At 52.4% G+C, this 12,898-nt stretch carries 17 protein-coding genes; 16 read left to right on the top strand and 1 reads right to left on the bottom strand.

The genetic code is table 11. The features are described 5' to 3' along the window. The first annotated feature begins 360 nt into the window (after positions 1-360). From GZH47_RS04490 to GZH47_RS04440, 11 genes are all read left to right on the top strand, one after another. Positions 361-957: an RNA polymerase sigma factor gene (locus tag GZH47_RS04490; protein ID WP_162638903.1), complete on the top strand. Its 597-nt coding sequence runs from the start codon at positions 361-363 to the stop codon at positions 955-957. After that, a complete protein-coding gene (locus tag GZH47_RS04485) occupies positions 954-1,556 on the top strand; it encodes an anti-sigma factor (RefSeq protein WP_162638902.1) in 603 nt (200 codons plus the stop codon). Before GZH47_RS04490 ends, GZH47_RS04485 begins: the two co-directional genes overlap by 4 nt. Before the next feature lie 80 nt (positions 1,557-1,636). Next, a complete protein-coding gene (locus tag GZH47_RS04480) occupies positions 1,637-2,224 on the top strand; it encodes a histidine phosphatase family protein (protein WP_162638901.1) in 588 nt (195 codons plus the stop codon). Between the two features lie 141 nt (positions 2,225-2,365). Next, a complete protein-coding gene (locus GZH47_RS04475) occupies positions 2,366-3,613 on the top strand; it encodes a hypothetical protein (RefSeq protein ID WP_162638900.1) in 1,248 nt (415 codons plus the stop codon). Positions 3,614-3,899: 286 nt separating this feature from the next. After that, the gene (locus tag GZH47_RS04470) at positions 3,900-4,082 is read left to right on the top strand and encodes an IDEAL domain-containing protein (protein ID WP_162638899.1); all 183 of its coding nucleotides are present in this window, start codon (positions 3,900-3,902) and stop codon (positions 4,080-4,082) included. A gap of 205 nt (positions 4,083-4,287) precedes the next feature. Next, positions 4,288-4,707 carry a DUF2487 family protein gene (locus GZH47_RS04465; protein ID WP_162638898.1) on the top strand — a complete coding sequence of 140 codons (420 nt, stop codon included), beginning with the start codon at positions 4,288-4,290 and terminating at the stop codon, positions 4,705-4,707. A gap of 254 nt (positions 4,708-4,961) precedes the next feature. After that, positions 4,962-5,489, top strand: a complete 528-nt coding sequence (locus GZH47_RS04460; RefSeq protein ID WP_162638897.1) for a Rieske (2Fe-2S) protein — start codon at positions 4,962-4,964, stop codon at positions 5,487-5,489. 17 nt (positions 5,490-5,506) lie between these two features. Next, positions 5,507-6,178, top strand: coding sequence for a menaquinol-cytochrome c reductase cytochrome b subunit (qcrB, locus tag GZH47_RS04455; RefSeq protein WP_090637800.1), 672 nt, complete (start codon positions 5,507-5,509; stop codon positions 6,176-6,178). A gap of 22 nt (positions 6,179-6,200) precedes the next feature. Further along, positions 6,201-7,088 (top strand): menaquinol-cytochrome c reductase cytochrome b/c subunit, encoded by an 888-nt coding sequence (locus tag GZH47_RS04450; protein ID WP_162638896.1) that lies wholly within the window; start codon positions 6,201-6,203, stop codon positions 7,086-7,088. Positions 7,089-7,236: 148 nt separating this feature from the next. Then, positions 7,237-7,878: a DUF1405 domain-containing protein gene (locus GZH47_RS04445; RefSeq protein ID WP_162638895.1), complete on the top strand. Its 642-nt coding sequence runs from the start codon at positions 7,237-7,239 to the stop codon at positions 7,876-7,878. A 42-nt stretch (positions 7,879-7,920) separates the two neighbouring features. Next, on the top strand, positions 7,921-8,850 hold the full coding sequence (locus GZH47_RS04440) for a sporulation protein YpjB (protein WP_162638894.1): 930 nt from the start codon (positions 7,921-7,923) through the stop codon (positions 8,848-8,850). A 74-nt stretch (positions 8,851-8,924) separates the two neighbouring features. Here GZH47_RS04440 and GZH47_RS04435 read toward each other — a convergent pair whose 3' ends face one another. Then, a complete protein-coding gene (locus GZH47_RS04435) occupies positions 8,925-9,791 on the bottom strand; it encodes a YitT family protein (RefSeq protein WP_162638893.1) in 867 nt (288 codons plus the stop codon). Positions 9,792-9,919: 128 nt separating this feature from the next. On the opposite strand from GZH47_RS04435, the gene GZH47_RS04430 reads away from it, so the two are divergent. The 5 genes from GZH47_RS04430 (at position 9,920) to bshB1 (ending at position 12,862) form a co-directional block, all read left to right on the top strand. After that, a complete protein-coding gene (locus GZH47_RS04430; protein WP_162638892.1) occupies positions 9,920-10,279 on the top strand; it encodes a nucleotide pyrophosphohydrolase in 360 nt (119 codons plus the stop codon). Positions 10,280-10,345: 66 nt separating this feature from the next. Continuing rightward, the gene (locus GZH47_RS04425; RefSeq protein ID WP_162638891.1) at positions 10,346-10,891 is read left to right on the top strand and encodes a tetratricopeptide repeat protein; all 546 of its coding nucleotides are present in this window, start codon (positions 10,346-10,348) and stop codon (positions 10,889-10,891) included. Between the two features lie 5 nt (positions 10,892-10,896). After that, positions 10,897-11,706: a 4-hydroxy-tetrahydrodipicolinate reductase gene (dapB, locus tag GZH47_RS04420; protein WP_162638890.1), complete on the top strand. Its 810-nt coding sequence runs from the start codon at positions 10,897-10,899 to the stop codon at positions 11,704-11,706. A 41-nt stretch (positions 11,707-11,747) separates the two neighbouring features. Further along, positions 11,748-12,164 (top strand): methylglyoxal synthase, encoded by a 417-nt coding sequence (mgsA, locus tag GZH47_RS04415; protein ID WP_162638889.1) that lies wholly within the window; start codon positions 11,748-11,750, stop codon positions 12,162-12,164. After that, positions 12,164-12,862 (top strand): bacillithiol biosynthesis deacetylase BshB1, encoded by a 699-nt coding sequence (gene bshB1, locus GZH47_RS04410; protein WP_162638888.1) that lies wholly within the window; start codon positions 12,164-12,166, stop codon positions 12,860-12,862. Before mgsA ends, bshB1 begins: the two co-directional genes overlap by 1 nt. The last annotated feature ends 36 nt before the right edge of the window (positions 12,863-12,898 follow it).

The following is a 12,898-nucleotide window of genomic DNA, read 5'->3' as shown; positions in this document are numbered from 1 at the left end:
AATCCATCGCAGAATTTGCGGGGCCGCCTTTATAGGCGGTCTTTTTTTTTTGTCTGCGTGGAACTTTTCGGGCCTGCAGTACGTCGATAACTTGGGAGATCTCACTCATCCATTCAATTATTTGTGAATAATTTACCCTAGCGAAGCATCGGCCATGTTACAATCGGTGTAGGTTATGTAAAAAAGTGGGGATTGCCATTGTGTCGAAAGAAGCAGGAATTTGGATTTATATCTCGAAATCAAATAAGTGATAAAGCGAGGAAACATTTTTTTAATGATCGCGCAACTTTTTACTCACGTGTCGGTACAATGTATAAACCGATGCGGGAGCACTCCTAAGGCCAAGGAGGGTCGCCCGCGATGACGGATTCCCAGCTTATACGCGAAATCAAAGATGGAAACATACAGCTGTATTCGGAGTTGATGGGGCGTTACCAACGTAAAATCCTTGCCTTTATCTTCCACATGTTGAAGAGCGCTAAGCTCGAACTGCTGGCAGAGGATCTATGCTCGGAAACCTTTTACAAAGCGTATCGCAGTCTTCACTCCTTCAGGGAAGTCGATGCTTCCTTTTCAACTTGGCTGTACACGATCGCAAGAAATACGGTGCTCAGCGAACTTCGCAAACAAAAAGCGGGCAATGTTTCGTTCGACGAAGTCGGTTTTGTGCCGATTGCGCCGCCGGAAGCCGTTCCCGAACAGCGTCTGCTTCAGAACGAGCGGATGTCGATGGTTCGCGAAGCGATTAACAGCTTGCCTGAGAAGCAGCGTTCCGCGCTTATTTTACGTGAGTACGACCAATTGGATTATCAAGAAATCGCCAATATTCTCGGTCAAACCGTAAGCTCCGTGAAATCGCTCTTGTTCCGTGCGCGCAGCAGCGTTAAGGTTCAGCTGGAACCATATTTTGGCGAATCGCCTATGCTGGAAGAGTACGAGGGGATGAAAATGCGATGAACTGCCAGGACGCGCAGCAATCGTTCGGTGTTTATTGGGACTTAACCGAAGATGACAGCGAACGCAAACAAGTAGATGATCATCTCCGAACCTGCGAAGCATGCAGGGAGGAGTTTCGAATTTGGGAAGAAAGCGAGCAGCTCATTCGTTTCTTCTCCGAGGATACCGAAGCCATCGGACCGATGGATCACGTGAATCATGGTGTCATGGACCGAATTTATGCGGAACAGTCCTGGTTCATGCCGGTTCCGAGCAGAAGCTATCAATTCTCCAAGGCGTTCCGGCGGAACGTGACGGCGATCATTGCCTGCTGTTTGGCGATGTTCGTGGTAGGCTTGTTCTATGTGGTGACCGGCAATCACGGTTCTTCTACGGCGGAAGTCGCTAAATTGACCGGTTTGATCGAAACGGCAAACGCGGCCAGCGACGATTCCGTAATCAGCGCTTCCTTCTACGCCGACGTACCAGTTGCCAGCATAAGCGATCCAATCGTCTTGAATATGGTGCCGACCATTCCGCAATACTACGTTGCGTTGTCGCTGCTCGGTATTATTATGACGCTGCTTATACTGAATTGGTTTTCACGAACGCGACATTGACGCATACATAAATACACAGGCATACGGCAAGACTCCAGCCTCTTCGCTGGAGATTTTTAATTTGAAAGAAGGTCGCTCAATTGCGGATCGGACTCATTCGGCATGGACAAACGGAATGGAATGAACTTGGTAAAATTCAAGGTCAGACGGACATCCCGCTTAATTCGGAGGGATTCCGCCAGGCACAGGCGCTTGCGCACCGTCTCGTCCATGAACCGATGAAATGGGACGCGGTCATCTCGAGCGACTTGCAGCGCGCGAAGCAAACCGCCGAAATGATTGCCGGGGCGCTCGGTATTCCGTTGCTGGATCCGGATAAGCGGTTGCGCGAACGGTTCTACGGCGAAGTCGAAGGAACGACGGCGGAAGAGCGGCTCGCTCTCTGGGGTCCGGATTGGAAGAAACGCGACAGCGGGCAGGAGACGGATGAACAGCTCCTTTCGCGGGCGCTGTCATTCGTCGAAGAAGCCGCCGCCTCGTATCCGGATCGCAATCTTCTCGTCGTAACGCACGGCAGCCTTCTTGCGCAGCTGCTGCAGGCGATGTGCAGGGAATGGAGCGATAAGCCGATCCACAATCTTTCCTTCTCCGTCTTGGAGCGGGAAGGCAGCGGATGGAGCCCGATCCTGCACAATTGCACCCTTCATCTAGAGCAGCTTCAACAATAAAATCTTACGTCCACGATCAGTCGTTATTCTTGCATTTATGCAAGGCTAACGGCTTTTTTTCATAGGTGATGTTATAAAAATCGCCAATGTTCCCATAATGATAGTAATCCTTCAATAGGGACCGGGAACGGAGGGCGGCGTATGAAACTAGCGGATATGCTCAGCTATGCGGATATCGGTCAGCTGAGCCGAATTGCGACAACCTATCAATGCGAGTGCAACGGGAATTCGAAGAACGAGCTCATTCAGTCGATTTTATCGACGGTGAATCGCAGGGAAGTGTTCGAAGCGCAGATCGGCGCTTTGAAACTCGAGGATCTGAGGTTTATGAATTCGCTGCTATTCGATGCAAGAGATGCGTTCAGCCTGGAGGAGTTAATCGCCAGAGTGCAGCAGAGCAAGTTCGCCAGTCCCGGAAGTCAGAATGAGGCGCCGGCAGATACGCGGACGGATGAAGCTGCAAGCGCGGCATCGCCAGTCAAGAAAACCGCGGCTAAATCGTCGGCTGCCAAGCGAACGGGCAAAAGCAAGCCGGCCAAAGAACGGCCTGAACCCGAGAGCGGCCCGCGTGAAACGATTTCGCGCTTTAAGCAATACGGCTGGTTGTTCAACGGTTATGCGGGACCTGAACGTTATCTGTTTCAAGTGCCGAGCGATTTGAAAGAACGGTTCAAGCAGTCGATGGAGCGCAGATTGGCTTCCGAGGTCGAGTATACCGATGACGAGCCTCATGCTTACCGGGACGAGCAAATGCTGATGGGCGAAGATATTGTTCATCTGCTGACGTTCATCCATCTCAATGAAGTGCCGTTAACTTCGGAAGGCATGATGTACAAACGCACCATTCTGCAGCTGCTCGAGCTGTTCGGCGTGAAGGAGCCGCTGCCCGGCAAGGGCGAATGGAGATTTGGCTATGGCCGCAAGATCAAAGAATACCCGAACCGTTTCTCGCTCCTGTACGACTACTGTTTCTATCAAGGATGGATTGCCGAGCATAACGAGCTGCTTGAGCTGACGCCTGCGGGCAAGGAACGTCAAGCGCTGCGAACGGCGGAAGGAACGGACAAGCTGTATCAATTCTGGCTTCGGCTCTATAAAGGACCGATTCCGAATATCAGGTCGCTGGCCCATTGGATCGATAAGCTCGGAAGCCGCTGGGTGAGAGCCGAAACGATCATGCGTACGCTAACCCCTTACGTTAAACCGTTCTTCTACGACCAATCTGAAACCATTCTTGAGCAGCGCCTGATCGGGATGATGATGCATCTGGGCTTGCTTCGCATCGGCGAGCATGCCGAGCATGGTCAAGTCATCCGAATGACGCCGCTCGGAAGGACGGTCGTTGCCGGGCTTAGTCTCGATGACGAAGCGATCGTATTGAACAGCTGACATTGCCGGCTTGCTCTGCACGGCAGCTAGGCCAAAGCACATTAAGTGCAGGAAGCGGGCCAACGCACTGCGCTTCTTGTAAACGGTTGAATATAATCTAGTAGAGACGTTTCACCCTTCAGGTGAACACAACTTGGACCCACCTATATGCTTTCACTTATTCGCCAGCGGGAGTCGTCGGCATGGACAGAAGACGATTGGCATGGAGAAACGAGACGATTAGGAAGCAAGTGGCGTAAGGAAAGGAATATAGGATCTCTTAAACGCAAAGTTGGAGGTGTATCCTATGGACAAAATGAAAGTATCTTATGAAGTGATGCTCGGACTTGCCGCGGAAATGCTCCTGGATGAAGCCGTACTCAAGTATCGGATGGATAAGCTTTATGCTGCCATCGATACGGCGCTTGCCTCAGGCGACAAGGATACCTTTCAGCGCTTAACCGACGAACTGAAGTCGCTGCACGTTTAGCGTCATGCGGCTCGCGCCAACCGAAAGGTTCATAACTTACCGGACGGTTCATACTGCCAAGACGAAGGGGAAGCCCCTTGCCGTCTTGGCATTTTTGCTGCCGGCGATTTTTTTCTTTCAATAAAGAAGCAATTCGTGTGGTATATTAATAGAATGGATTTTGGTACATATACACATGCTAATGACTGGAGGAGAGAAGACAGCTATGAAGTTCAGTGAATTAAGCGCGGAGCAGTGGGCCGAGCTTCAACCTTACCTGGATACGGCCGTGCTTCCGGTAACGGGATTGACTGGAGCGGAAATGCCGTACGAAGCGACGAAAAGGCTTGAAAGGCTGCGCGATGTGCTGGACACGATCGAGCTTCCCTTCAAAGGAAGAATCGTGACTTATCCGGCTGTGCAATATGGCGATGAAACGCCTGCAACGTTGCAGCAGTTGAATGAGGTTTGCCGCAACCTGCGATCGGTCGGTTTCAAGTATGTCCTGCTGGCATCGGCGATTCCGCTGCATGGTTCCGAAGCGACAGGCGCCGATCTTGTCGTTTGTCCGGAAGCGGATAACGAAGTGCCTGACGCGGGCACGGTGAATGAAGCCGTTCGCAAGCTTTGGCTGGGCCGTGCGTGATCAATATGCGGACGAGCTTGCAGGGATTTGCATAAGGTGACAGTGGATGGGGAAAAACAAATCCCAGACAAGGTCAATTGTGACAAAATGATAACAAATGTCAGATCCCATTTTGAACGTCCAGCAAATTGTTTGCCATATTCTTGACGCTCCAAATCACCTAGGCTATTATAAGTAATGTCCTAGTTCATCGTATGTTTTGCCTTCTCCGGCAGAACACAAGATATGGCTCAGCAAAGGGGGTAGAACAGAAGATGAGTAACCATGAACACGAAAACTCGCACGGTCCTGTGAAACGCAGCGGCATGTCCCGGCGTCAATTTTTGTCGTATACGCTCGGCGGCGCAGGCGCATTCATGGCAGCGGGCATGTCCCTTCCGATGATCCGGTTTGCGGTTGATCCGATTTTGACGAAAAAAGCAGCAGGAACATGGATTAAAGTCGTCGAGGAAACGAAACTTACCAATGAACCACAAGAATTTAAATTCAAAATCCACCAGGTGGATGGCTGGTATGTAAGCGACCCTGAATTGACGGCTTGGATTTCCAAAGATGCTAAGGGAAAAGCGTTCGCGCTCTCGCCGGTATGTAAGCATCTTGGATGTACAATCGGTTGGAACACAGAGAAAAACGAAGAATATGTATGTCCTTGCCACGGTGCACATTACACGAAGGACGGCAAGAACTTGGTCGTAGCGCCAAAACCTTTGGATGAATACGATCTGAAGATTGAAAAAGGTTGGGTCTATCTCGGACCAATCAAAGCAAATACACGGGTATAAGGAGGCGTAATAATCAGATGATGAAAGGTATTTACAACTGGATCGATGAACGTCTTGATATTACGCCGATGTGGAGGGACGTTGCGGACCACGAGGTACCGGAACACGTTAACCCCGCGCATCACTTTTCCGCATTCGTGTACTGCTTTGGCGGATTGACGTTTTTCATTACGGTCATTCAAATTTTGTCGGGGATGTTCCTGACGATGTACTTCGTGCCGGATATCATCAATGCTTATAAGAGCGTTGACTTCCTGCAGCACAAAGTCGCATTCGGCGGTATCGTTCGCGGCATGCATCACTGGGGCGCGAGTCTCGTAATCGTTATGATGTTCCTTCACACCCTTCGCGTTTTCTTCACGGGTTCCTACAAGGCGCCTCGCGAAATGAACTGGGTTGTCGGTATGCTGATCTTCTTCATCATGCTGGGTCTTGGTTTCACGGGCTACCTGCTTCCATGGGATAACAAAGCCTACTTCGCGACGAAGGTCGGTATTCAAATCGCTGAATCCGTGCCGTGGATCGGTACATACATCAAAGAACTGATGCAAGGCGGAGAGATCGTAGGCGCCGAGACGTTGACTCGTTTCTTCGCAATTCACGTCTTCTTCCTGCCAGGCGCACTGCTTGCGCTTCTGGCGGCTCACTTCTTCATGATCCGGAAACAAGGTATTTCGGGCCCACTATAAGACGAAAGGAGGCATTTTGCGAATGGCACACGGCCACAAGTCGAACGAGAAAGTTGTATTCGTTGGTGACTCCCGGGTTCGTAAAAAAGCGGCTCCTGGTCCGGTTACACCGCCAGATTATTCTGCTTATCCAGGTAAATCGGAAGCATTCATTCCGAACTTCCTGCTTAAAGAATGGATGGTTGGTGTCGTCGTTCTCGTCGGGTTCCTCGTACTGACGATTTCCGAAGCGGCTCCGCTCGGATACCCGGCTGACCCTACGAATGCTTCATTTATTCCGATGCCGGACTGGTACTTCCTGTTCCTGTATCAATTCCTTAAATTGCAATACGTATCCAAGGACTATGTCGTTCTCGGTACGGTAGGCATTCCGGGCGTCGCGTTTGGCGCGCTCCTGCTTGCTCCGTTCCTGGATACGGGCAAAGAGCGCCGCTTCTACAGACGCCCGATCACTTCGATTCTCATGTTCATGTCGCTCATTTCCGTGTTCTATCTGACGAAGCAGTCCTGGGATCACTACCAGCACGAGCTGAAGATCACGAACACGGTACCAGAGAATATTACGCGGGAAGAGAAAGCGCGTGAAGCTGCCGAGAAAGCTGCAGCCTCCGGTCAACCGGCTGGACAACCGGCAGCGGAAATTCCGCTCGTTGATCCGAAAGACCCTGCAGTAGCCATTACTCAGAAAGCGCAGTGTATCGCATGTCACGGCGCCGATCTGAAAGGTAACGAAAGCTCGGGTATTCCATCGTTCCACGGAATCGGGGATACATTCACCAAAGACGAGCTGGTCGATATCGTAACCAACGGTAAGAACGGCAAAATGCCGCCATTCAAAGACACGCTGTCTGCCGAGGAAATCGATCAATTGACAACATGGCTTGCTAAACAAAAAGCACCTGCAAAATAAGCATGAAACGAAAACCTGATCGTAATCGCGATCAGGTTTTTTGCTAAATATGAGCAGGTTTAAGTGTGCGTTCTACATGGAAATTCCTTTTACATAATCGGCATCCGTTGTCTGTTCACATTTCAATACCGGAATCAGGAGGTTCAAAATGAAAGCAGCTGTTCTTCCGTGGACACGCGATCTTCTACTGAATCGCACGATCTTGTGGTTGTTATTCATCGTAAATGCGCTGGGTACCGTATACGGTTACATTTGGTACGGTTCGCAGATGGAATATACCGTCGAAACGCAGTCGGCGTGGCAAGTGATCTTCGTGCCCGATAGTCCGACGGCAAGCCTCTTCTTCACGTTATCGCTTCTATTCCTGCTGTTTCCCCGACTCGTCAAACCGAGCCTCGCGGGTATCGTTTTCCGTTCTTTGATCGAGGCGCTTGGCGTAGTCACGTCGATCAAGTACGGGATTTGGGCGGTAACGATGATCATGGCAGGCGGAGCGCAGGGCGATCACCTGCAATGGGAGCATTACATGCTCATGGTTTCTCATCTGGGGATGGCGATCGAGGCGATGCTGTTCGTCAGATATATGGTGTTCGGACGGTTTATGGCGTTCATTGCGCTTGTATGGCTACTGGTGAACGACACGGTCGATTATACGTTCTTCGTGTTTCCATGGCTTCCGGACGTGCTCGAGAACGACTTGAATGCGATTCAGTCCTTTACGATGGGCCTGTCGGTATTCAGCCTGCTCGTGACGTGGCTTTTAATCGCTTTCCGCAAGGTGAAGGTCTAAGATCGGACATCCCTCCATACGATGATAGGGGGAGGGATGTCCATGAAGGCATCATCGATATTCGCGCTGGTTTGCGCCGGCGTGATCCTTGTACTATCTACCGGCTGTAACTTGGACGATAAGCCGGGGTTGGCTGCAGCGCGGTCGTCTGCGACGATAGCATCAGAGGTCTCGGAAACCGGTGCATTGGAGCAATTAAGCAGCTGGTCGGATGCATTATATGCGGCAGCGAATAACTCCAACCGGCAGGAAGCTTATCTCTTATTGCAGCGGATCGAAGGGCTGGCTGCGAAGAAAGACGTTCGCAGTTCAGGGACGCCGGCCGGATGGCATGCATTCGATCTGAGCCTGCAGGCAGCCAAGAAGGCGATGCCCGTGCAAGGGACAGCTTCGCTTTGGTATACCGAAGCCGCCAAACTAAAGCTGGCGAGCGATGCCGTATTTCGGCCGGAATCGCCGTTATGGCTGCAATATGAAGGGGTGCTTCGAGACGACGTGCAGCGAATACGCGTCTCTTGGCAGTCGCAAATCGAGGATCGGGCAATGGCTGCGGAAGCGGCAATCGGCATCTACGGAGCGCATATCGACCGATTGGAAGTCGCGGCCCTCATGCAGCGGGATGCCGGTTCGATCGAGGCGCTTCGGGATCGGCTTGCATACATAAAGGAAATCGTGAACGCCGCAGACTCCGGTCAAGTACGTCCTGAAGCGGTCATTATCGCCCTGGATAGCCTGAATGACTCGGCAAGCGCCTTGTTCAGGAAACCGGGCTATGAAGGCGGCGAAGCGGCAATGTCGGAAGCGCTGCCGCCGGGCATGACGGTCGGGCAGCAGCGGGAAACTTCGATGCAGGTCGCCGAGCTCTTTATCTCGGCCTTCGTCATGGGCGTGCTCGGCTATGCCGGCTGGCGCAAGTACCGCGGCGTTCAGGATAAAGGCCTGCCTTTCTCCGGCAATAAAAACAAGCGCTAGAGCAGTTCGTTGGTTTGCTTGAAACCTCGCAAACAGAATAATCGTTAAAGAAAAATAACCGGCCCAGGGGCCGGTTATTCTTCTTTAAAGCCTTCTCCGAGCACGTCATGAACGTCATTGATGACGATGAACGCGCGCGGATCGATGCCGCGCACGATCGATTTCAGCATGCGGATTTCGTGGCGGGCAACGACGCAGTACACGACTTGCTTTTCTTTGCCGGAGTAGACGCCTTTCGCCGGGAATAGGGTGACGCCGCGGTCCATGTCCGTCGTGATTTTCAAACCGATTTCATCGCCCAATTCCGTAATGATCGAAAACTCTTTGGCGGCATAAGCACCTTCTTGAATGAAGTCGATCAGTTTCGAGGCAATGAAGACGGCGACAAGCGTATACAGCACTTTCTCTTTCGGAATGTAGAGCAGCGATAAGCCGATAATAACGATATCGAGCGTCAGAATGACTTGTCCCATGCTCCATCCCTTCAGCTTGGAAGCGATGCGCGCGACGATATCCACCCCTCCGGTCGTGCCGCCGAAGCGGAAGACGATACCGAGGCCGGTTCCCAGCGTGACGCCGGCATAGAGTACGGCCAGTATGTAATCGTTGGATGTACGGAACGGCACGACCCAGCCGATCGCAATCAATTTCTCCATTAGCGCGAGGAAGACCGATAACGATACAGCTCCGAAGACCGTATACCCCGTATGGGACTTACCGAGGATGCGATAACCGATAACGAACAGCGGAATGTTCAAGACGAGCGTCGATATCGACAGCGGCCAGCCCATCGCGTAATTGAGCAGAATCGCGATCCCCGTAACGCCGCCTTCCATCAGTTGGTTGGGGAGCAGGAAATAGTGGAGGCCAAATGCATAAATCGCGGTCCCGATCATGACGGGAATCAGATTGCGAAGCATTTGCAAACTTGTGGTTTTCAAAGCAGAACGGGCTCCTTTCGAGTCTTCCTGTAATGATGATAGCTATGACATAGTATGTCTATTCTAAGGGAAAGTCAAAAGCATTGTTTTCAGAAACGGTTTGATATAACATATGTAGGGAAACCTCAATGCAAAAGGGAGGAGCTGGCACGTTGTCGCAAAAGTCGCTCGCAGACATACAAAAAGAGGTAGACGCATACATAGGTCAGTTTAAAGAAGGCTACTTCAGCCCGCTGTCGATGCTTGCCCGGATGAGCGAGGAAGTCGGGGAACTGGCCCGCGAAGTCAATCATCACTACGGCGAGAAACCGAAAAAATCGGACGAGGCGGAAAACTCCATCGAAATGGAGCTCGGCGACATCCTGTTTATCGTCGTTTGCTTCGCCAATTCGCTTGGTATCGACCTGGCCGATGCGCATGATCGGGTCATGAATAAGTTCAATACCCGGGACGCAAACCGGTGGACGAGAAAAAACGTCGAACCGTAAGCCGAACCGTAATACGTGTTCCTACATATGCTGTACCATCAACCTGTGTACAAGGAGGATGGGCGGATGGACGTAGAGAGCAGCATCAAAAAAGCTTACGAAGCCATCCTTGGCGGCGATTACGAACAGGCGATCGGGCGGTTCGAAGAAGCGATTGCGCTGGAACCGGACAACGGAGCGGTCTATTATAAATGCTCGATTACCTGTGCGCGCAGCGGCAAATGGCAGAAGGCGCTTCATTACGCCGAACAGGCCGTGCTGCTGGATTCGGAGCATGAGGAGTACGTGTATCATCTGCAAACGGTCAAAGCGAAAGCGATGGTCAGCGAAGCGGAACAGCTGTTATCGCAATCGCCTGCGAACACGGAACATGCCTTGTCGATGCTGATTGAGGCATCGCGCATGGATCCGCTGAACATGGAGGCGCTGCTGCTGCTTGGCTCGGTGTATGCATCGCTGCGAAGATACGACGAAGGCGCTGCTTATGCGCGGGAAGCCGTTCGGCTGGACCCCGAGCATGCTGCCGCGAGCCGGTTGTATACGGAGCTGAAGCGGAAAAGCAGAGCGCTGCGCGCATACGGTCATCGAAGCAAACGGAAAAGGAACAGGTGATTGGAATGGCTGCAGAACAAATTCGAGTAGCAGTAATGGGTGCTAATGGCCGCATGGGGCGCGAAGTCGTTAAAATGGTGCTCCAAGACGAAGGTATGACGCTGGCGGCGGCCATTAGCCGATCAACGGGTCCGGTCGACGCGGGAACGCTCGTCGGCCTTGCTCCTTGCGGCGTAGCCGTACAAGCCGATCTGGAAACCGCGCTTAGCGATGCGAACGCGGACGTTATGGTCGACTTTACGGTTCCGCATGCGGCCTATGGGAACGCCATCATCTCGATCGCCCACGGCGTGCGTCCGATCATGGGCGTGACGGGCCTGACGCAAGAGCAAATGAAAGAATTGGACGAGCTGTGCAAGGAGAAAGGCATCGGTGCATTGGTAGCGCCGAACTTCTCGATCGGCGCGATTCTGATGATGAAGTTCGCTGCGGAAGCGGCCAAGTACATGCCTCATGTGGAAATCATCGAATATCACGGCGATCAGAAACTGGATGCGCCGTCGGGGACGTCCATTAAGACCGCTGAATTGATTTCGGAAGCGCGTCAAGAGCTGCGTCAGGGCAATCCGGACGAGAAAGAAGTCATCGAAGGCGCACGCGGCGGTTATTATAACGGGTTTCGCATACATAGCGTGAGGCTGCCGGGCGTGTTCGCTCAGCAGGAAGTCGTATTCGGCGGCTACGGCCAAACCTTGAAGATCCGTCACGATTCGTATGAACGCGCCGGTTATATGCCAGGGGTCGCCGTGGCATGCAAGAATGTTATGACGTATTCCGGACTTATATATGGTTTCGAACATGTAATGGACATGTAGTCTGTCAGCTATCGGATAATCAAGAGAGGAGTGCGGCGGGGTTGAACATCGCGTTTATTGCACACGATCGAAAAAAAGATGAAATGGTGAACTTTGTTACCGCATACGAACATGTTTTCGAAGGACATAACCTATATTCCACGGGCACGACCGGGCTGCGGATTATGGAACAGACGAACTTGAACATTCACCGCTTTATGTCCGGCCCGCTCGGCGGCGACCAGCAAATCGGCGCGCTCGTAGCGCAAAACGAAATGGATCTGATTATCTTCCTGCGGGATCCGCTAATGGCACAGCCGCATGAGCCGGATATTATTGCCCTGCTTCGCTTATGCGACGTGCAAGGCATTCCGGTTGCAACGAACGTCGCGACGGGCGAATTGCTCGTGAGAGCGCTGCAACGCGGCGATTTCGCATGGCGGGAGCTCGTACATAAATATAAGCCAGGTGAAGCGTAATGCTGCAATCCGTCGATTTTCTGGCATTCGGCGCCCATCCCGACGATGTCGAGATCGGCATGGGCGGAACGATCGCCAAGCATACGGCTAAGGGCTATAAAGTCGCGATATGCGATTTGACCGAAGCCGAAATGTCTTCGAACGGCACCGTGGAAACGAGGCGGCAGGAAGCCGCCGAAGCTTCCGCGGTGCTTGGTCTATCGCACCGTTCCGTATTAGGCTTGCCAGACCGGGGATTGACCGGTTCCGCCGATCAGCTGAAAGCGGTAGTCGGCGAAATCCGCCGGCTGCGTCCCCGGGTCGTATTCGCGCCTTACTGGAGCGATCGGCATCCGGACCATGTCGCCTGCAGCAAGCTGATCGAGGAAGCGGTCTTCAACGCGAAGCTGCGCAATTATTTGCCCGAATTGCCGCCCGTTCAAGTAGATCAGTTGTACTATTATTATATTAACGATAGCGGCGACGTGAGTCTTATTACCGATATTAGCGAACAGATCGGAACGAAGCTTGCCGCGCTGCAAGCTTATCGTTCGCAATTCGCTCCGCCTGCGCCGGGCGAAGACCGCGTGCGGACGCCGCTGACGGATCGCTATGTCCAGCGCGTCGAAGCACGGGACATGCTGCTTGGCCAGACGCGCGGCTGGGCGTATGCGGAAGGATTTGCAATTCGCCGCCCTCATGAAGTAACTTTATTTTAAAGGCATAATCGTACGTGCAGAACCGGGATGGCGCTG

The organism is Paenibacillus rhizovicinus, from assembly GCF_010365285.1.
Lineage (GTDB): Bacteria > Bacillota > Bacilli > Paenibacillales > Paenibacillaceae > Paenibacillus_Z > Paenibacillus_Z rhizovicinus.
This window is presented reverse-complemented; position numbering and strand designations above follow the sequence as displayed.

Excerpts from the sequence above, each read along its gene's own strand:
- GZH47_RS04490 (WP_162638903.1), top strand. The coding sequence starts at position 361 with ATGACGGATTCCCAGCTTATACGCGAAATCAAAGATGGAAACATACAG.
- GZH47_RS04485 (WP_162638902.1), top strand. The coding sequence starts at position 954 with ATGAACTGCCAGGACGCGCAGCAATCGTTCGGTGTTTATTGGGACTTA.
- GZH47_RS04475 (WP_162638900.1), top strand. The coding sequence starts at position 2,366 with ATGAAACTAGCGGATATGCTCAGCTATGCGGATATCGGTCAGCTGAGC.
- GZH47_RS04470 (WP_162638899.1), top strand. The coding sequence starts at position 3,900 with ATGGACAAAATGAAAGTATCTTATGAAGTGATGCTCGGACTTGCCGCG.
- GZH47_RS04465 (WP_162638898.1), top strand. The coding sequence starts at position 4,288 with ATGAAGTTCAGTGAATTAAGCGCGGAGCAGTGGGCCGAGCTTCAACCT.
- GZH47_RS04460 (WP_162638897.1), top strand. The coding sequence starts at position 4,962 with ATGAGTAACCATGAACACGAAAACTCGCACGGTCCTGTGAAACGCAGC.
- qcrB (WP_090637800.1), top strand. The coding sequence starts at position 5,507 with ATGATGAAAGGTATTTACAACTGGATCGATGAACGTCTTGATATTACG.
- GZH47_RS04450 (WP_162638896.1), top strand. The coding sequence starts at position 6,201 with ATGGCACACGGCCACAAGTCGAACGAGAAAGTTGTATTCGTTGGTGAC.
- GZH47_RS04445 (WP_162638895.1), top strand. The coding sequence starts at position 7,237 with ATGAAAGCAGCTGTTCTTCCGTGGACACGCGATCTTCTACTGAATCGC.
- GZH47_RS04440 (WP_162638894.1), top strand. The coding sequence starts at position 7,921 with ATGAAGGCATCATCGATATTCGCGCTGGTTTGCGCCGGCGTGATCCTT.
- GZH47_RS04430 (WP_162638892.1), top strand. The coding sequence starts at position 9,920 with ATGCAAAAGGGAGGAGCTGGCACGTTGTCGCAAAAGTCGCTCGCAGAC.
- GZH47_RS04425 (WP_162638891.1), top strand. The coding sequence starts at position 10,346 with ATGGACGTAGAGAGCAGCATCAAAAAAGCTTACGAAGCCATCCTTGGC.
- dapB (WP_162638890.1), top strand. The coding sequence starts at position 10,897 with ATGGCTGCAGAACAAATTCGAGTAGCAGTAATGGGTGCTAATGGCCGC.
- bshB1 (WP_162638888.1), top strand. The coding sequence starts at position 12,164 with ATGCTGCAATCCGTCGATTTTCTGGCATTCGGCGCCCATCCCGACGAT.